Origin of the sequence: Solimonas sp. SE-A11, assembly GCF_030345715.1 — a bacterium.
Lineage (GTDB): Bacteria > Pseudomonadota > Gammaproteobacteria > Nevskiales > Nevskiaceae > Solimonas_A.
The window spans coordinates 1-18,681 of the sequence record NZ_JAUASX010000019.1; the positions used below are offsets into that span (position 1 = coordinate 1).

Below are 18,681 nucleotides of genomic sequence, written 5' to 3' on the forward strand. Positions count from 1 at the left end.
ATTCCACGCTAATCACTCCTGGTCATCCCTGGCGAGAAAATCGCCAGAGTACCGATTAACGTGGGTCAAATTTCAGTGCGCACTTGCCTCTTGGGTGGGTCAATTCTTACTGCGCGCCAACATTTCTGCCAACTAACCCTCGAATTTGCGCTGACCTTTTTGCCAATTGACGGGATTTTCTTCGCCGCTGTCGCGCGGGGTACGTCGATGTCTAATAATTGAGGATCGACACCAGGCTAGTATCCCGTGAACAACTCATCCCATTGGCAGATCGGTCTTGCGGAAGCCGAAAGGGTTTTTGAGGATGAGTTGTACGCGCGAAGCTGGCTCGAAACCCCGAATGCAGCGCTAGGAGAGCTAACGCCGCGGTCATTACTGGATTCCGCCGCCGGACTTACTCAAGTACTTCGCGTCCTGGCCTCGATTGAGCACGGCTTACCCCTCTGATTCGCGAGCAATGCGCCTGAGGTGGCCGCGTGGCATTGTTGGCCTGGCAGGCTCGTGCCAGGGGTGTCTCCCGTCGGCCCTTCAAAAGGGTCGCCCATCCGATTAACCTGACCTCGGTCAACAATGGTCAATCGGCATGTCAATCGGGCTACTCCCGCGCGCGGTCGCGGGCGGCAATACGGAAGCTATCGAATCTCTTGCGAGCTACTTCCATCGGGTGCGATTACAAAACCTTGGAGCAACGGGAGCCTGGCTGGCGCGAGTGAGCCAACCAGAGTCCCCCCGCTCGCGAGGTGCGCGGAATATCCGGCTGCTCGGGAACATCAATACCTACGACGGGGCTATGGTTCAGTGGCTGCATCGTGAAGGATGCCCGGCTGAGGTTTTGAACCTGGGGTTTCATCGGGCTACCTGGCTTACTGCTCGGTCGTTCCGCCCTGGTCGGGCTTGGTGCCCGGAATGCCTGCTCGACGAGCCTCGCTTCGAGCGAACGGCGTGGAGCTTTCGTGAGTACTCCGTCTGCTCCCGCCATCAGGTTCGATTGGAGGTCGCCTGTCCGGAGTGTGGTTGGCAGGCGAGGTTTCCGTCCAGTCACGTCCACAAGCCGGGCCATTGCGATCAATGCGGCATGTTCCTCGGGCGGCGAATATTGGAGTCCCACCAGATTTCGCAGTGGGAGCAGTTCTGCGCTCAGTCGACTGCTTCACTGGTGCTTGCTTATCAGAGGCAAGATCAACTGCCTCCCCCATGGCCGGCTAAGCATCGTTCTAAGAGCTACTCAGCTTGGGGGCTAATCCTGCTATGGGCATGGCTGATTGGGAGGGATCCGATAACCGGAGATGAGGGCAAGCACCGAGGGCTGGGAACCCTGCCGGCCGGGATTCCGATAGATCAAGTCGCCAGCTTAATAGCCGCTGGGGCTCCGCATTTGGATAACCTCTTACCGGAGGTCAAGGCAGTCCTTCAAGATCATGATCACTCAAAGGAGGCAGCGCTCCGCGCGCGCAAAGCAGAATGGCGGAGGAAGCGATTGGGCCTTGAATAGTTGAACCGCTCCCCTTTGATTAATTGTTTCTAGGTGAAGCTAGGAATGGGCAGCCGGCCCTTACCCGAGTAGATTCGCGCCGCGAGATCGCTGGGATTCACAAGCTTCCCTACACCGCAAGGGAGTGGGGTTGCGAGGGCTTTACGTTACTTATAAGCCGGGCTCGCACCCACTCTCGCAATCAGTGGTTCGGGGAGTTTCAACGCGGCGAGCAGCGCCTCGATGTCATTGGCCACCCCGAGTAACGCAATTCAGTCTGTCATCTCGGGCACATCCCAATCGGCCAGCCTGGCTTCCCCAGTCTGGTAGAATTGCTTCACCAGCTTCACGTAATCCAGAAAGTCCCGGTTCTCGGTTGCCAGTCGGTTGGCCATATCCCAGTCGATCTCGTCACGCTCACGAGCAGGAATCAAGACCTGACTTTCTGCCGGATTGTCGGCATCCAGTTTGATCACGCCGATGCCGTGCGCCGCGAACAGCATCCGCAATTCCTTCAGCGTGTCCTGTCCCTCGATTTCCGCTGCGACCAAATAGCAAAAATTGGCCCATGACGAGTTGGAAACCGCCTGGAAGAAGCATTCACGCACGTTTGACCGGTTGATCAGCAACTTGGCTTCGAACGACCATAGCTTGGTGCGCTTGTCGGAATACTGATTCACGCAGTCCCGAACCTCCTGATGCCACTCAGCGCCCAAGTCCTCCATCCCGACCACGTCCGGGTACAGCCAGCGGTTACCGTTTGGCCCACGTTTGTTCGATGAGCGCTTCTCGTCGATCCTCTTCGAGTAGACGCCAAGCTCCTCCCACAAATACAGTGAGAGCAGCGGGTACATCGCGTGCTCTCCGAGTTTGGCATCGCTACTGTCTGCAATAGGAGCGGCGACCACCCCCTCCGCGGCAGCAACTTCGGCAACGTCAGATTTCTCTGAATAGTAGTACTTACGCGGCCGACCCTCGGTGGTCTTCAGCTCCGGATGCCGTTTTTGCAAACGCGGGCGCTGAGAGCTAATTTCCGCGACCAACTGCTGCAACAGTTCAGCATCCGTGCTGACGTACTGGCTGCTCTGTTTCTTCGCCTGACATTCATCTGGGAACGTGGAGAAGATCCATTCGGCAAGCTGCCGGGCGGTCAGCTTTTCATCTGGCCGCTCCTTTAAGTAACCCAGCACGAGCTTCGCTAGATTCAATGCCATACAAGTCCCCTCAGAATATTCATCTTGGTCACGCCAATGCGCCCGTCTGTGGCGGGGTCTTTGGCGGCACAGCACCCGGGTGGTAGGTCGAATCGAAGACCATGTCGGTTAGCCAGCGCTTGAAGCTGGGGTTGTCGCTGAACTGCTTGAAAAGCTCGGTGTGATCGGAGATCAGTTCCAGCACCACGCGATTCAGCGCCTTGTCGTGCTCCAGCTTGGCGTTCTGCTTGTCGGAGTTGGCCTGCGCGTTCTGGTAGGCCTTGTCCTGCGCCACGCGAGTCGGAATTTCCTCGGTGATGACCTTACGAATCTTGTCGCCGTCCTTCCACTCGATATTGCCGAACATATCGTTGAAGGTTCTGATGATGTTTGACAGCTTGTCGATTTCCGGCGTCCCGCCACCACCGCCGCCACCGGGAGGGGGTGGTTCGATAAGGGCATCCGCGTCGTCCATCGACATCTTCAGTGACGCCTGTGCCTCTACCCGATAGCTGTCCATGTCGATGGCTTCCAGCACGCCCTTGGAGAGGTCTTCCTCCTTCGGAGCGGGGAGCTTGGGGATCAAGAAGTTCAGAAAGATCGAGAGCTTTTCCCAGGCGGGGTGGCCGTAGGTCAGGATCGCCGCCAGGAAGCCGTAGCTGCGCACGAAGGCCTTGGCCTTACCCTTGAACTCGACCTGGTCGTCTTCGTTAAGGTTGTCGATGTACTCGGCAACACAGGCATCCAGGATGGGGTCAAGCTTGTCCCGGTCTGCACCGGTGACATAGAGCGCCACCAAGTCGTCAACCTGCTGCCAGCTGTACACCTGCTTGGCGTCGAGATCGTTCTTCAGGTCGTGCAGCTTATTGGGATCGGTTTCGCCGGTCTGGATCGTGGCGCGGTAGTAGTCCTGAAAGGCCTCCTTCACCGCCTCGGCGTTGTCGGCAAAGTCGAGCACGAAGGTATCGCGCTTTTGCGGGTGGGCCCGGTTCAGCCGAGACAGCGTTTGCACCGCCAGCACGCCCGCCAGCGGTTTGTCCACATACATCGTGTGCAGCAGCGGCTCGTCAAAGCCGGTGACGAACTTGTTGGCGACGATCAAGAAGCGATACGGGTCTTGCTTGAGCTTGGATGGGATGTCCTTGCTCGGGAAGTTGTTAAGGTCGGCCTCGGTCTTCTTTACGCCGCCAATCTCAAAATCGCCCGAGTACGCCACGATGGCCTTGATCGGGCTCTTGATCGTGGTTAGGTAATCCGATACCTCGCGGTGGTAGTCGATGGCCCGTGCGATGCCGTTGCAAACGATCATAGCCCGTGCCTTGCCGCCGATTTTCTGCTTACCCGCCACCTGCGTCACGAAGTGATCGACCATGATCTCGGCCTTCTTGCGGATGGCCTTGTCATGGGATTCCACGTAGTGGCGAATCTTCTTCAGCGCCTTGACCTTGTCGAAGTCCGGGTCGTCTTCTACCGTTTTGGCGACGTGGTAGAAGCTGTCCACCGACGTGTAGTTCGCGATGACGTCGAGGATGAAACCCTCCTGGATCGCCTGCTTGGTGGTGTAGGTCAGCTCCTCCGGCGAGCGGTAGCGCACTTCGCCACCTTCCACGTAGCTCTCGCCGAACAACTCTAGCGTCCGGTTTTTTGGCGTGGCCGTGAACGCAAAGTAGCTGGCGTTCGGCAGCATCTTGCGCGACGCGATCAACTTGTTGACGGCGTCCTCGACGGATTCGTCGTCATCCTCGTCGTCGCCAGCCGCGGCCGATAGGGCCATGTGCATCTTGGCCGTTGTTTTGCCGCCCTGGCTGGAATGCGCCTCGTCGATCAGCAGCGCGAACTTCTTGCCGCCGAGGTCGCCCAACTCATCTAGGATGAACGGGAACTTCTGCACCGTCGTCACGATGATCTTCTTGCCTTTGCGTAGGAAGGTGCGCAGCTCGGCGGCGTCCTCCGAGTGGCCGAAGATCGACGCCACGTGGTCGTAGCTCTTGATCGTGCGGGCGATCTGGGTGTCCAGCGCGCGCCGATCGGTGATGACGATGACAGAATCGAACTGGGCCAGCATCGCGTCGGCTGCGGTCTTGAGCTCGACTAACTGGTGGGCCAGCCACGCGATGGTGTTGCTCTTGCCGCTGCCCGCCGAGTGCTGAATCAGGTAACGCTTGCCGACCCCATCCTCGCGGGAGCGGCGGAGCAAGGCGCGGACAGTCCGCAGCTGGTGAAAACGTGGGAACACCTGCTTGCGCCGCTTCTTGCCTTTTTCGTCTTCTTCCTCCACCACTTGCGTGAAGTTTTCGATGATGTTGGCCAGCGAATCCTTCTGCAGCACCTGCTTCCACAGGTAGTCGGTTTTCAGGCCGTTCGGATTGGGTGGGTTGCCCGCGCCGCTGTTCCACCCCTGGTTGAACGGCAGGAACCACGAAGTCTTGCCGGTGAGGTGCGGACAGAACCGCACCTCGGCATCGTCGACCGCCATGTGCGCCACACAGCGCCCAATCTGGAACAGCAATTCGTTTGGGTTGCGGTCGGTCTGGTACTGCGTGATGGCATCGGCTACGGTCTGCTTGGTCAAAGAGTTCTTCAACTCGAAAGTCAGCACCGGCAGACCGTTGATGAAGATGGCGATGTCCAGCGAGCGCTGCGATTCGTCATTGCTGTAGCGCAGCTGCCGGGTGACGCTGAAGATGTTCTTGCCGAAGTTCTCAGCAGCGCTAACATTGCCCGGCGTCGGCAGCAACTTGTACAGATCGACGTGCGCAGGGCCGTGGCTGACGCCCTTGCGAAGCACGTCCACCACGCCGCGCTTGGCGATCTCGCCCTGGATGCGGTGCAGAAACTGCGTGCGCTTAATGCCTTCGTTCGCCAGCTCCAGCGCGGTGACGACCGTGGGCTGCGTGGCCTGCAGAAACGCCAGCAATTGCATCACGTCCACCGCCACGTCGCGGTTGTAATCGGTGGGCAGGCTCTGAGCGTAGCCGCCACTGGTGCAGAGGTCGCGGACGATAAGGGCTTCCAACCCCTTCTCGCTGGTGTCAGTCATCGCCATCGTCTTCCTCCCCATCAGTATCAATTTCTTCGTCGGCACCCAAGACGGCCAGGTCTTCCTCGGGCAACACGTCATCTGGGCCGGGCACCCAGCCGCGCACGTCCACTTGGCCGGTGACGACATCAGCAATTTGCCGGTCGCGGTATTCTAGGATGAGGGCGATCTCCTTCTCGATTTCACGGCGCACCGATTGTTCTTCGTTGAAGAAATCGGTAACTTCGCGTTGCAGATGCAGCGGCGGAACTGGAATCTTATCTTTCAACAACGAGCGCGGGTTCAGCGGACGATTGCGACCCGCTGCGCCTCGTGAGTGGTGATTCAAAAGAAGGTCGCCTGCCTTGCTCGAGAAGAATGTGTAGAGATACTCGGGCGTGACAGCATCAAGCATGCACTTGGCAATTGGGTAGCGATGGGACGCGATACACCCATCATCCTCGGCATTGGCAACGGCGACTGCACCCTCCCAAGCGAACTGTCCACTAAAAACTAGGTCGCCTTTTTCGATCCGGAAGAATGTCGAATCCCCAAGGTGCTTTCCTTCAGTCCGCGGCTTGTGGAAGATGCCGCGACCACGGTTAAACATGCCAATCGGGGTGTATGCCTTCTCCGGTTCTCTGGTGATTGGCTTCGCCTGAAGCGTGACAACTCGGTCGAATCGAAGGTATTGAGTTTCTGCCGATGCAATCGCGTGTTCTGCGAGAACCCCCCGCTGCTCTGCCATCAGCGCAATAAGATCGCGCTTGGCCTTGATGAAGCGGGCGATGTGGGAGTCCTGCGCCCGCAGGTAGGCGACGATCTGGTCTTGCTCGGGGCGCGGCGGCACCAAAGACGGCATCTGCTTAAACCCGTCCCAATAGAGCCGGTTGCGGTCGGCCACTATGCCGCGTGAAAACTTGTTCACTTCTCGCATGTAGGCGTCGGTGCGAAACAAATAGCTGCAGTAGGCGCTGTTGGCCTCCTCAAACGGTTTGACGACCACATAGGCGGGACTGACCAATCCGTCGACCGGTGCGGGGCCGAGTGCGCCTTGCCACATCCGCATCATGTTGTAGGCGATGTCGCCCTTGGCTGCGCGCTTGTATTTTTCCTTCTGGCTCATCACCTGTTTGCGCTTGAGGTTTTCCATGTCACGCACACGCACACCAGTGCGCAGGGACACCTCCAGAATAGGCAGATCTGGGAAGCCAGTCTGAACCCGATGAGCGAATAAGCGACCGTTGCGCAGCACATTCCAGCCCTGCGGCACTTTTGGAGCCCAAGGGAGACCAGACTCCTGATAGGCAGAATACGTCGCCAGCAAAGCCATCACGCAGCCCCCACGATCTTGTGCAGCAGACCATCTGTCTGCTTCTCAAGCTTGAGGATGTCAGCACGAATCTCTTCCAGCGTGCGCAGCGGGGTCGGCTTATAGAAGTAGCGTGCGAACGAGATCTCGTAGCCGATCTTGGTGGCGTCCATCGCGATCCAGGCATCTGGCGCCTGGGGCAGCACCTCGCGGACGAAGAAGGCTTCGATGCCGCCGGGCTCCTTGAGCGGAACCTGCTCGGTGTCGCGCAGGTCCGTATCCGCCTCGTACTCGACCGTGAAGCGATCCTTGCCGACGGTTTCCAAGTACGCGCCATCGTAGCCGGGCTCGAAATGGTCTGCCGCCTTGAGCTTGCTGCGCCTGGCGATAACAGGCGGTGCCGTTTCGTCTCGCCGGCTGACTGCCTTGTAGATGGTTTTTTTTCTCCGGCGCACCCAGCTTTTTGTTGTGCGCCTTCATCACGGCTTCGAAGCGCGCACGGAACTCGTTGTGGTCGTCGAAAACCCCTTCGCCAAGTTCCTGCTGCGCCAGCTTGGCCAGATCCATCAGGGTCTTGTCGCGCAGCCACGTCGCGGGGTCAAGCAGCTTCTTGCGCCGCTTTTCCGGGACGGCCTTCTTGGCGGTCTTGGCGTCTTCGTCGTCGGACTCGTCGTCGGCATCCTCGTCGCCATCGTCACCCGTCAACCACGCTTCGATCTCGGGTTTGAGCTTGGCGAATTCCGTGTACAGCTTGTCGCCGTGCTTGGTGTAGACCTCGCTGCGCAGCGTCTCGTCACCGGTGGCAAAGCGCAGGCTTTCGATGGCGCTGCGTTTGAGCTGGCTCTTGAGGCGCAGCGGACGCTCGACCGTGATCTTCCAGTAGCCGAAGTCGGCGTTATCGAACCATTTGCATTCGGGCACGGCCTTGGCGGCTTCCGCATCGGCGGGCGGCTGGTCCAGGTAATGCTTCAAGATGCGTTCAATGTCCGCGTCGGCCAGTTCGCAGTTCTTCTTGCCGAGGTTGCGCCGCATTGGCAGGAACCACTGCGAGGCGTCGATCAGCTGTACCTTGCCGCGCCGGTGCGCGGGCTTTTTATTGGCCAGCACCCAGATGTACGTGGCGATACCGGTGTTATAGAAGATATTGAGCGGCAGGGCGATGATGGCTTCGAGCCAGTCGTTTTCTAGCACCCAGCGGCGAATGTTGCTCTCACCCTGGCCCGCATCGCCAGTGAATAGCGCCGAGCCGTTATGAACCAGCGCGATGCGACTGCCCAGCGGCGTGTTGTGCTTCATCTTCTGCAGCTTGTTCACCAAAAACATCAGCTGCCCGTCGCTGGAACGAGTGATGAGCTTGAACTCGACATCGCCGCCGTGATTGACGATGAAGCGCGGATCGCTGAATTCCTTTTTTCCGCCCATCCGGTCGAGGTCGGTCTTCCAACTCTTGCCGTAAGGCGGGTTGGAGATCATGAAGTCGAACTCGCGCGACCGGAACTGATCTGCCGACAGCGTGGATTTGTCCGCTCCACCTATGATGTTCTCTGCCTCGTCGCCTTCACCTTTGAGCAATAGATCGGCCTTGCAGATGGCGTAGGTTTCAGGGTTGATCTCCTGGCCGAACAGGTGGAGCGACACTTCCTTGTCGTGGCTCGCGGCCAGCTCGTGCAGCGCATCTTCGGCCACTGTCAGCATGCCACCCGTGCCGCAACTACCGTCGTACAGCAAGTAGGTGCCCGACTGAATTTTGTCGGCCACCGGCAGGAACAGCAACTTGGCCATCAGCTTGACCACATCGCGCGGCGTGAAGTGTTCGCCAGCCTCTTCGTTGTTCTCTTCGTTGAAGCGGCGGATCAGTTCCTCGAACACCGTGCCCATGCCGTGGTTGTCGAGCGCGGGCAGCTTGATCCGGCCATCCGCATCCTTAACCGGCAGCGGGGAAAGATTGACCTCGGGGTCGAGGAAGTCATTGATCAGGTGACCGAGGATGTCAGCCTCGACCATCGTCTGAATCTGGTCGCGAAACTTGAATTTCGCCAGTATGTCCTGAACATTCGGCGAGAAGCCGTCCAGGTAATCAACGAAATTGTCGCGTAGGCGCTGCCCTTGTCCGCTGGAGGAAAGCGTGGCGAGGGTGAACTCTGATGTGTTGTAGAACGCCTGCCCGGATGCCATCCGCAGTGCGCCGTCCTGCTCGGCCACCTTATGCGTGTCGAGGAACTTCTTCCGCTCCAGCACCGCCTGCTTGGTCGGCTCCAGCACGGCGTCGAGCCGACGCAGCACGGGGAACGGCAGGATGACGTCACGATACTTGCCGCGCACGTAGACGTCGCGCAGGCGGTCGTCGGCAATGTTCCAGATGAAGTCGGCAACCCATTTCAGGTTGCTTTGGTCTTGTTGTTTTACGGGTTTCATCAAGCCTGCCCTTGCATAGCTATTGTGGTGTCAGGCGCTTTGCTGACAGATTCGGTTGGCCGCGCCGGAGACACGGGCGTCCTGCATCGCCGAGATCAGATCCTCGAACAACTCGCCCGCCTGTTCCGTCGTCCAAGCGCAGGAGCGCTGGTAGTCCGGAATCTCTAACTGGTAGCTGCCTTCGAATATCTCCCGGGTCAGCTTGTCGTAGGCTTCAAGTGTCTTGGCCATTGTTACGCTTCCGCTCCTTCTTCATCGATGCCGTCGCACTGCGTCTTGATTTCTTGGTTGATCTTCATCGGTCACTCGAACAGCCGCTTTTTTTTGACGACGTAGCCAGCTGGCTTCTTCTGCTTTTCCAATAGACCTTCGTCAACCAGACGCTGCAGCCATAACTTGGCCTGCGCGTTGGAAACGTTTAGCGCGGCCGCCACTTCGGCATCCTTCATCGGCGTACTCAAGAGTTGCTGAATCACAGCGCACACAGCAGAAAAGAGCACTTTTGCAGGGGGCGATTCCGGCTGCGTAGATTTCTTGGCCTCGTCTATCGGCGCTACGGCCTCTGGTGTGAGTGGCGGCAACTCTTCCGCTGCCTCAGCGGGTGGCTGCGCATCGGAAACAACGTCGACAGGTACAGACGGCTCACGCTCGGCCTGGAGCGCTGGCGCGTCGTCGCGTGGCACGGGCTCCGTCGGCTTGGTATCAGCCGACGATGGGGCTCCGTTCGAGAACAGCGCAAAACCAACCTGTGGGGATGCCGTTGGCGTTGGCATCGCCACGTTGAACACGTCCTCGAAGGAGTCCACGTCTTGTGGGTTTGGCCAGGGAAGTGCGCCCTTCTTTCGCAAACCATCCAATCCGGCTGAAGACTCGCCCCTCGAGCGAATAAAGACCGGGACGAATTTGAGTTTGTCGAGCTGCTCGACAGCACCCGCCCAGGTGCCGCCCTTGTCGAGATCGGAGCTGACCACCAGTGAGGTGTCTGCCAATGCGTAAATCAGCTTGTTCCGCTGCATGGCGTTGCCCACATTGAACCCGACACTCGGGTCGTAGGGCGAAATCAGGACCAGTTGCCCATCGAGCAGCAGGTTGCGGTGCTCGCGGTTCATGGTGGTCTTTTCCAGACTGTCCGCCAGCACGCCACAAACTTTTCCACCCCCCTCTAGCGCGCCACGCATGGCGGCCTGATCGATGCCCTTGGCGCCACCTGAGACAAGCGTTCTGCCTGCCCGAGCAGCGAGCCGGCCAACGGCCATGGTGTAGTCGATGAGGGCGTCGTCCACATGGCGCGATCCGACGACGGCAAGCCCACCGGTTTCGAGCAAAATCATGTTGCCACAGCCATAGAGTACTGCCGGCGCGTCTTCACGAAGGCGCGTCTTCAGACGACGCGGATACTCGGCATCGGCCCGACTGACCACCCAAATGGCGCGTGCCTGCCAGCGCTCGATCACTTGACTCAACAGGAATCCGCGCCCTAGCAATTTCTGCAGGCGGCTCTCGTCAATCACCGGTTGGCAAGCACGCAGGATCTCAGCCGCGTCCGGCGAGAGGAGATCCGCAGGCTGACGCTGGATCTCGCGCAAATGACGCGCGAGACGTTTGTATTCACCAGGCGAGAGCAGATCCGATGATGCAGTGCCTCGTCCGGCAATGAGCGGCGCAGTCAGCAGCAGGATCGCCTGGGTGTTGGGTGATAGGACGGGCGTCATTCGTCATGCCCCGTCTGTGAAAGAGCCATAGGCCAAACCGCGCCACTACCGCTTTTGCGTAGTAGCCATGCAGACACCGTCAGCGTCCAGCGCGAGTCGACCATGTCGTCCACCAGGAGGACTGGGCCGGGAGGAATGGGCTGGCCGTTGAGTTCGAGCGAACCATCAATGTTGCGCGCCTGTTGTGTACTGTTTGCCATCGTTTTCTGTTCAGGCCTTGCGTCTGTTTTTGCGATGACCATATGAAACGGCAGACCCAGCGCAGCAGCCAAGCGTTGCGCGAAATTCGGTACCAATTCGGGATGCCGAAGCGAAGGAACGCAGGTCACCCAGGTCAGGCTCGGCTGCGGATTCCACTCATGAATCATCTTCACGCACGCAGCAACGAGGTCATCGGAAAAGTGACCGTCGTGGTATTTGCCCTGTCGAACTAAGCCACCCCAACCGGCATCGCCCCAGACGCATAGCGCCTTGCCGGACTCGGCTTGATGGGCAGGAGCGATGAATCCCTTGACACCGTACTGGGGCATTCCACCATCGGGCCATTTTTTGCGCGGCTCGATGGACAAGCTGGTTCGACGAAGAAATTCGACGGCGGCTTTGACCAGCTCGGTATCCACGGTTGCGGGCAATGGTGGTAAGGCAGGTCCTGTGACAACACTTGGATCGCCGTCGAGCGCGCCAATCAAAAAGCCCATGTGCTCACCAAACGGGAGGCTGACGTAGTCCTGCATCTGCTGGTGCTCGTCTCGCCGTAGCGCGGTAAGACGTTCCGCTCGATCCCAGAACGCTTCACTCAGCGTTGCCGCCGTGAGCTGCCACTTGCTGCCTTGCTTGGCGATGGGAGCCGGCGCCTCGAGGGAAAGCAGTGCAATCGTCTTGTCGACACGTCCTTTGCTCAGATTGACTCGGCTCAGCAGCTCGGGAACGGACAAGCCATTGGGTTCGTCTTCAAGCGCTCCCAGGACGTCGGCAACTTCCTGTCGGGTCGGGAAGGCGCTCCGGATAAACCAGTCAGTGATGTCAGACTCTTCCTGACCGCTGAGGAGTACTCCATAGGCGGAGTCCAGTGCGCGTCCCGCGCGCCCAACCTGCTGGTAGTAGGCGACGACCGATCCCGGCATTTGGTAGTGGATGACAAAGGCCAGGTCCGGCTTGTCGTAGCCCATACCTAGAGCTGTTGTGGCAACCAGCGCTTTGACTTGGTTGCTGAGCAGCGCCTGTTCAAGCTGTTCTCGGCGATCGCCGGTTTCACCGGTGTAGGCTTCCACGTTGAAACCTTGGGTCTTCAGCCATTGTGCCACTTGATTGGCATCACGAACCGTCAGCGTGTAGATGATGCCGTGGCCCTGCAGCGTGGCCAGTTGCTCTGCCAGCCAAGCAAGGCGCTCGGCTTGGCTGGGCAAGCGGATCGTTTGCAGGGAAAGCGAGGTCCGATTCAAGTCGCCACGAGAGACGTCCAGCTTCGGACCGAGCACGGCAGCAAGGTCCTCCATCACGCGGTTATTCGCTGTTGCCGTGGTGGCGAGCAATCGCAGGTTTGGCGGCAGCGTTTTGACGATCCGCTCCAGCAGGCGATAGTGAGGGCGGAAATCGTGGCCCCAGTCGGAAATGCAATGTGCCTCGTCGATGACCAGCATCGAAATCTGTGCAGCGATGCCGGCCAGAACCTGCGTCCGGAACCGCTCGTTCGCCAGGCGCTCCGGCGAGATCAACAGAATGTCGATCTCCCCCTTGGCCAGCTTGCCCTCGACTGCCGTCCAGTCGTCCATGTTGTCGGAGTTGATGGTGGCGGCGCGAACCCCCATCCGCTCTGCCGCTGCGATCTGGTTTCGCATCAGCGCCAGAAGCGGTGAGATCAATAACGCAGGGCCAGTTCCAACTTCCCGCAGCAACTTGGTCGCGATGAAGTAGACAAAGCTCTTGCCCCACCCGGTCTTCTGCACGACCAGCAAGCGGCCTTTGCCCTCGACGATGTGACGAATGGCATCTTCTTGGCCATCGCGAAAAGTGGCATCAGCGCGGCCGGAGCCGATTCGGAGCAGCTCCAATGCGCGTTTTGGGTTGTAGGCCACGTTATTGCTCTCCCTTGTTCTGGTCCGGCGAGCGGTACCCCGGCGCCAACACAGCGTTCTTGACGCCGTACAGCGCCAGGTGATCTTTCAGCCAGAGCCTGAATTCGTAACCGCGCAGACTGTGGTCCGGAGAGCAGTCCACACTCCACTGCCGCAAGATGTATCCGGCGGTGGCAGCACGCAGCTTCATCCGCAGTGACCCGCGAACCATGCCGTAGTCCATCTCGGTGATTTCGGGGCGGGGGTGGTCCGGGTGCGGCACCATCTCCAGCTCCACGATCCGGGTCCATTGGATGTCCTGATCACTGCGCTCAAGGGGCTGCACATCTGCATCCCTCAAAAGGACCGGGCGCTTGATCCGGGTGATTACGAAATCCCGGAACTCTTGGGACTTCCGGTCGAAGGCGCGGACGTGCCAGCGCAGGCCGTTGTCGATCAGCGCGAACGGGACGATCTCCCTCTCAGTGCGGCCACTGGAGATGGAGTGGTACTCGATGCCGACCGGACACTCCTGGTGGATTGCACGGGTCACGCTCGCCAGCACGTCCAAATCCGGATGCGTGAGCCGTGACGGGCTCTCGCTGGCCACCCACGCCTTGAGCCGCATCGGCTGACCATCGCCGAACCCCTGGGTCAGCCACGACAGCACCCGCTCCGGTGGGAAGTCGAATACAGGCCGGAAGTCCGGTCCAAGGACGTAGGACTTGCCCTTGGGGTCGTAGTCGATGTTGCCCGGAGCCAAATCCTTGTACAGCGCCAGATCCCTGGATGCGGCGGCGGACTGGATGCCAAACCGCGTGACCAAGTCCTGACGGCGTATCTCCCCGATGAAGCGCACGCGCAACTCCACGAACGCAAGCCGGTCGCGTTGTGGCTGGGTTAAATCTGTTAGCTGTTCGTTCGACATTCTGCCTGACTCATTCGGGTAAACGAATGCTAGTACGAATTGTTGCGGAAAGTATATGGTCTATACGAAATATGTATATTAATATCTTTTAATTTACTCTTGCATCGCATAATGATAACCACAGGCGGTGCAGCGATAAAGAATCGGTACGGGCCATGCAGAATTTCACAGCGCGCTAACGCTGGCTCGGTACAGTTGCCGGACATCCCGCATCACGTTTCGGCAGCTGATCTAGAGTCGGCAGTGCTCGGCAGCAAAATCGGATGAATCGAACTTGGTTAAGCGACACTTGCCGGGAGCGAACCATGCAGAAATTGATCGGGCTGCCCCTAACCCTATCGTGGTCGCCAGACGTTATCGCGGCATTTGATCCTGCGCGGCGCCCTGGGTCCACACAACCAACTTACGGCGGCGCGCGGTTTCGAGGCCCTCAATGCGAAGGTGGACGACTCGCTCTAAGCGGAGCAAGCAGGTGCCCCAGGTTTAGTTTTCCTACAGACGAAGGGCTCATGACAGCGGGGGCAAGTGGGTCCCTCTAGCCAGACCAGCACATCTGTGGTTTGCCATCCGCACCCTCGGCAGCGGGATCTCAGTTCGCGGCAGTGCTCGCGGCAATGAGCTTGTCCACTTTCCCACCTGAGCAGATGCCGACCACGATGCGTCCGCACGCACGCATCGCACCAACGTACGACGTGGCCGTTCGCGCCCGTGGCCGCCAGCAGGTAAACCTCCTGCGACGCCCCAAATGCTTCAAGGCGCTCTGCTAAAAGTAAGCGGACGAGTGGGTCGCTCCACTCGAACTCCAATTGTTCTGGAGGTAAACACCTGGCCAGAACCGCAGCCGGTGGAGATAAATTCCAAGACGCGAAAGCGTGCAAATAGGAGCCAAAGGACTCCACAGTGTCACTCTGGGCATGATGGATGGGTGGCGCCATTAGCGTAACCATCAGTTAATTATAATTATTTTTACCGTAACTTAACGGGTCACTGCTTGGGTCGCGAAAGAATCCATCGCATGAAGTATACGATCGAGTCGCACGATGTCTGCTGTATCTGGAGGTGTGTCGCGAATCTCACGAGGTTTGCGGTGTTGTCGCAATAGGTTCGCAATAAGGCCATAATCCATTTGCATATTTCCCCGGAATCACAGTCATTTGCGGGATTTTCGTCGCAAAATGATTGCGGCTCAGCGTTCAAGGGGGCTGTGTTTTTCCAGCCGCGGCTTGGCTCTGGATTTGGATTAGGACGTATTTCCTGCGAAATGACAGTTGCGTCAGGTCGAAGCTCACGTTTACCGTGAGATACACCTCACTTCCTGTTTGATCAATGAGCATCGATCCCTGGGGCGGCGGCACGGACGAGGATCCGAAGCTGCGGCTCAAAGAACTGCGGCGCCAGGAATTGCGCTTGAAGCGCTTTCGGGGAGTCCATCCAGCGAGGGTTCCATGGCAGAAAATTCTGTTTGCGATCTTCGCGGTAATCGTTGTCGCACGATTCGTCCTGCACGGCTGGCGTTAGCTGGCTGCCCCCCTACGGCCAATAACACAGTTATGACGGATTTACGCGCACCGCTGCGCTATCGAAAAGCCGCGCATGCCGACATGACATTCGCCTGGATTTTCGGCGTGGGTTTGGTGCTGATGGCGTTGCTCGGGGTTGAGCACTACCAAGCCATTCAGGCTGACAAGGAAGCCCGTGTACGCCAAGAAGCATGGGAGCTTCAGGAAAGGCAGAATGCATTCTTGGCCCTGCAGCAGGAACAGGCACGACTACGCGCAGAACAACTAGCTGACACACAGCTACGGATTGATCGAGAACGCTCCAGGTCCTCCAAGAGCTACGCGCCTGACCCAAGCCCGTCAATTCGCAGTGGCCAGTCCGTGGCGGAACGGAACGCCCTGGAGGCCATTGAAATCATGCATGGTACGAGGCGCCTACAACGGGAATGGGATCAGAGCCAGTATTCCGATTCAGCCCCGGACCCGATTGTCGTCGGCGACTCACGAGGCCGAGAGCCTGGAGTCTGTGGCTCACTTCGCTCAGAGCGCACTGGCAGCGAATGGTCTCGCTACGCTGCGATATGCGGCGATATTGATTAAGGCCTGGCCCACCCCCGACGCTGCGTGTCGGATTGGCTTGCACAGGCCCCGCAGCTTACCTTGTGTCTCCTTGTTTCAAAGCCTTCTGCAGTGCCTCAGAACCTACGCACACGCCTCGCCTCGCAATTTCTGCCTATTCTGGGAGCGCTGGCCGTGGGCGGCGTGGCGCTGCTACTGGTCTGGTGGATGCAGCGCTCCACCCAGGTCGAGCGCTACGACCCGGCAAAGCACGATCGCGTGCGTGTCGTCACGGTGGACACGACAAAGCAGAAGGAATGCCTGGACCGTTACCCGGCTGAGCAGCGCCGCACCGAAGGCTACCTGCGCTGCACCGAGGGCTTCGTCTACGAACGGCAGCAGGACTTCTTCATCGACAAGCGCAGCGCCGGCTCGCGCTGAGCTTCGGACACTTCACCAAAGCGGTCCCTGGCGGTTTCGGGCAACCTCCGCGCTCGATACGGGACGCCCCTGGTTGCCCCAGGCGCTACGGGTATAGGTCATCACATCGGCAACATCCTGGTTGCTGAGCGTGTTGCCAAACGGCGGCATGCCGAATGGCCTGGGATTGCCGGCAGTGCCCGGTGCGTAGCCGCCGAACAGTACGATACGTATGGGATTGACTGCAGAGTCCATCGTTACCGCACGGTTCCCGCGCAGTGCGGGGGCTGCGGGCGGAGCGCCCTCGCCGGCTTCGCCATGGCAGCTTGCGCAGTGATCGGCATAGATCGTCGCTCCGCGTTTGGACATGTCGTCCACGGCATGCGCCGGTACCCGCACGGCGCCGCTGGCGGGCGGCGGCTGGCTCGGCTCCAGCGATTTCAGGTAGGTCGCCATGGCATCCAGGTCCTCGGCCGACGCGTGTTGCAGGCTCTCGTAGACGACCTCCGCCATGGGGCCCAGCGTGGAGGCTCCCGGGGCGATGCCATCGCGCAGCAGGCGCACGATGTCTTCCTTGGGCCAGTGCTGCACGCCGGCTTCAGCGGGTGCCGATAGTGCCGGTGCATACCAGTTCAGTACCAGGCCGCCGGCTGGGTTGTCGCGCGACTGCACGGCACCCAGGGCGTTGCGGGCCTCGTGGCAGGCGCTGCAGTGCCCCAGCCCCTGCACCAGGTAGGCGCCGCGGTTCCATTGCGCATCCTGCGCGCCGACCGGCTGGTAGACGCCGGGCCTGAAGAACAAGGCGCGCCAGCCGACCAACAGGAAGCGGTAGTTGTACGGAAACTGCAGCTGATGCTCCCGCCGCGGTTGCTTCACAGCCGGCAGGGTCTTCAGGTAAGCAAACATCGCGTCGCTGTCGTCGCGGCTCAGCTTGGTGTAATTGGTGTAGGGAAACGCCGGATACAGCAGCGAGCCATCCCGCGAGCGGCCCTCGTGCATCGCCTTCCAGAAGTCGTCCGCGGACCACAGGCCCAGGCCGGTTTCGGGATCCGGTGTCAGGTTGGGCGAATAGAAGTCTCCGAACGGTGTCGGGATGACGCGGCCGCCGGCGTAGTCGGCTCCGCCTTGCCGCGTGTGACAGGCCATGCAGTCTCCGACCCGCACCAGGTAATGCCCGCGCTCCTCGGTGGAAATCCCCACCGGCGCCTGCAAGGGGCTGGTCATGGAGACGTCGCCGGGATCGCTGCGCAGGCCCAGCCAGAAGATCGCGGTGGCGGCGCAGGCGCCGACCAGCGCCAGGATGATCAGTGCGCGCTTCATTGGGCCGCTCCCGCGCCGGTGACGCTGCCGCAGGAGGTCGGCAAGGGCTTCGGCAGGCTCGGCGCCGGGTGCGGATCCGCCGGCATCGGCTGGGCCGCCAGCCAACTCGCCGCCGCGTCGATGTCCTCAGGCGTGAGCTTGGCCACGATGGCCGCCATGCAATCCGGAGCCGTGCCGTGGCGCGTTCCCTGGCGCCAGGCTCCGAACTGCGCCACGAGGTAGTCGTAAGGCAGGCCCAGCAGGCCGGGAATGTCCGGCATCACACCGGTCATCTTTTCGCCGTGGCAGTCATTGCAGGCCGGAATGCCTCGCGTGGCGTCGCCCTGCCTCACCAGTTGCAGGCCATGCTGCAGTCGTGCGGGATCCGCCTGGGTCGGCTGAGTGGGTGGATGCGGCAGCGACAGCCCGGCGAAGTATTCGGCCATCTCGCGCAGGTAGTCGTTGCTCTGGCGCTCGAGCAGATAGGTCATCTGCGCGTTGAGGCGGCGACCTTCCCGGAAGTTGATGAGCTGGTGATAGAGATAGCCTGCGGGCTTGCCGGCGATGCGCGGATAGAAGCCGTCGCCGGTGGCACGGCCTTCGGCGCCGTGGCAGGCCGCACAGGCCAGCATGCGCTGCGCCATGGTGTCGGGTGCGGCGGCAGTCGCCGCCGATCCCAGCATCAGCAGGCCCAACAGGGCTGCGAACCGGCATTTCCGCAACATCGGAATGGCTCCGCTCATCGAACGGCGGCATCCTAACGCCGCAGGCCGATCACGGACAGACTTTACAAATCCGCCT

13 protein-coding genes and 2 pseudogenes are annotated in these 18,681 nt (G+C 59.9%); 5 read left to right on the forward strand and 10 right to left on the reverse strand.

Annotated elements, in window-relative coordinates:
• The first annotated feature begins 246 nt into the window (after positions 1–246).
• On the forward strand, positions 247–447 hold the full coding sequence (locus QT386_RS23510; RefSeq protein WP_367401461.1) for an antitoxin Xre/MbcA/ParS toxin-binding domain-containing protein: 201 nt from the start codon (positions 247–249) through the stop codon (positions 445–447).
• 136 nt (positions 448–583) lie between these two features.
• Complete coding sequence (locus QT386_RS23515; RefSeq protein ID WP_367401462.1) at positions 584–1,492, forward strand: TniQ family protein; 909 nt, start codon at positions 584–586, stop codon at positions 1,490–1,492.
• Positions 1,493–1,743: 251 nt separating this feature from the next.
• Here QT386_RS23515 and QT386_RS18455 read toward each other — a convergent pair whose 3' ends face one another.
• The 8 genes and pseudogenes from QT386_RS18455 to QT386_RS18495 all read right to left on the reverse strand — a co-directional run bounded on the left by QT386_RS18455 (position 1,744) and on the right by QT386_RS18495 (position 14,104).
• Complete coding sequence (locus QT386_RS18455; RefSeq protein WP_289275218.1) at positions 1,744–2,685, reverse strand: COG2958 family protein; 942 nt, start codon at positions 2,683–2,685, stop codon at positions 1,744–1,746.
• A 28-nt stretch (positions 2,686–2,713) separates the two neighbouring features.
• Positions 2,714–5,710 (reverse strand): type I restriction endonuclease subunit R, encoded by a 2,997-nt coding sequence (locus QT386_RS18460; RefSeq protein ID WP_289275219.1) that lies wholly within the window; start codon positions 5,708–5,710, stop codon positions 2,714–2,716.
• A complete protein-coding gene (locus tag QT386_RS18465; RefSeq protein ID WP_289275220.1) occupies positions 5,697–7,016 on the reverse strand; it encodes a restriction endonuclease subunit S in 1,320 nt (439 codons plus the stop codon). Before QT386_RS18465 ends, QT386_RS18460 begins: the two co-directional genes overlap by 14 nt.
• Positions 7,016–9,410, reverse strand: a pseudogene (locus tag QT386_RS18475) (N-6 DNA methylase). The gene QT386_RS18465 and the pseudogene QT386_RS18475 overlap by 1 nt, the downstream one beginning before the upstream one ends.
• A gap of 51 nt (positions 9,411–9,461) precedes the next feature.
• Positions 9,462–9,641, reverse strand: a pseudogene (locus QT386_RS18480) (DUF262 domain-containing protein); the annotation flags it as partial.
• 71 nt (positions 9,642–9,712) lie between these two features.
• A complete protein-coding gene (locus QT386_RS18485) occupies positions 9,713–11,122 on the reverse strand; it encodes a DNA-processing protein DprA (protein ID WP_289275224.1) in 1,410 nt (469 codons plus the stop codon).
• Complete coding sequence (locus QT386_RS18490; protein WP_289275225.1) at positions 11,119–13,197, reverse strand: RecQ family ATP-dependent DNA helicase; 2,079 nt, start codon at positions 13,195–13,197, stop codon at positions 11,119–11,121. The genes QT386_RS18485 and QT386_RS18490 overlap by 4 nt, the downstream gene beginning before the upstream one ends.
• 1 nt (position 13,198) lies before the next feature.
• Complete coding sequence (locus QT386_RS18495) at positions 13,199–14,104, reverse strand: YafY family protein (protein ID WP_289275226.1); 906 nt, start codon at positions 14,102–14,104, stop codon at positions 13,199–13,201.
• 1,326 nt (positions 14,105–15,430) lie between these two features.
• Here QT386_RS18495 and QT386_RS18500 point away from each other — a divergent pair.
• From QT386_RS18500 to QT386_RS18510, 3 genes are all read left to right on the forward strand, one after another.
• Positions 15,431–15,622, forward strand: coding sequence for a hypothetical protein (locus tag QT386_RS18500; protein WP_289275227.1), 192 nt, complete (start codon positions 15,431–15,433; stop codon positions 15,620–15,622).
• 32 nt (positions 15,623–15,654) lie between these two features.
• A complete protein-coding gene (locus tag QT386_RS18505) occupies positions 15,655–16,203 on the forward strand; it encodes a hypothetical protein (protein WP_289275228.1) in 549 nt (182 codons plus the stop codon).
• A gap of 153 nt (positions 16,204–16,356) precedes the next feature.
• Positions 16,357–16,602, forward strand: coding sequence for a hypothetical protein (locus QT386_RS18510; RefSeq protein WP_289275229.1), 246 nt, complete (start codon positions 16,357–16,359; stop codon positions 16,600–16,602).
• A gap of 12 nt (positions 16,603–16,614) precedes the next feature.
• Here the strand turns inward: QT386_RS18510 and QT386_RS18515 are convergent, their stop codons facing one another.
• On the reverse strand, positions 16,615–17,901 hold the full coding sequence (locus QT386_RS18515) for a cytochrome c (protein WP_289275230.1): 1,287 nt from the start codon (positions 17,899–17,901) through the stop codon (positions 16,615–16,617).
• Positions 17,898–18,605, reverse strand: a complete 708-nt coding sequence (locus QT386_RS18520; RefSeq protein ID WP_289275231.1) for a c-type cytochrome — start codon at positions 18,603–18,605, stop codon at positions 17,898–17,900. The genes QT386_RS18515 and QT386_RS18520 overlap by 4 nt, the downstream gene beginning before the upstream one ends.
• Positions 18,606–18,681: the final 76 nt, after the last annotated feature.

What these genes read in the sequence shown, in the direction of transcription:
- QT386_RS18515 (WP_289275230.1), bottom strand. Translation starts at nt 17,901, where the DNA reads ATGAAGCGCGCACTGATCATCCTGGCGCTGGTCGGCGCCTGCGCCGCC.
- QT386_RS18455 (WP_289275218.1), bottom strand. Translation starts at nt 2,685, where the DNA reads ATGGCATTGAATCTAGCGAAGCTCGTGCTGGGTTACTTAAAGGAGCGG.
- QT386_RS18505 (WP_289275228.1), top strand. Translation starts at nt 15,655, where the DNA reads ATGACGGATTTACGCGCACCGCTGCGCTATCGAAAAGCCGCGCATGCC.
- QT386_RS18485 (WP_289275224.1), bottom strand. Translation starts at nt 11,122, where the DNA reads ATGACGCCCGTCCTATCACCCAACACCCAGGCGATCCTGCTGCTGACT.
- QT386_RS18465 (WP_289275220.1), bottom strand. Translation starts at nt 7,016, where the DNA reads ATGGCTTTGCTGGCGACGTATTCTGCCTATCAGGAGTCTGGTCTCCCT.
- QT386_RS18495 (WP_289275226.1), bottom strand. Translation starts at nt 14,104, where the DNA reads ATGTCGAACGAACAGCTAACAGATTTAACCCAGCCACAACGCGACCGG.
- QT386_RS18460 (WP_289275219.1), bottom strand. Translation starts at nt 5,710, where the DNA reads ATGGCGATGACTGACACCAGCGAGAAGGGGTTGGAAGCCCTTATCGTC.
- QT386_RS23515 (WP_367401462.1), top strand. Translation starts at nt 584, where the DNA reads ATGTCAATCGGGCTACTCCCGCGCGCGGTCGCGGGCGGCAATACGGAA.
- QT386_RS18500 (WP_289275227.1), top strand. Translation starts at nt 15,431, where the DNA reads ATGAGCATCGATCCCTGGGGCGGCGGCACGGACGAGGATCCGAAGCTG.
- QT386_RS18520 (WP_289275231.1), bottom strand. Translation starts at nt 18,605, where the DNA reads ATGTTGCGGAAATGCCGGTTCGCAGCCCTGTTGGGCCTGCTGATGCTG.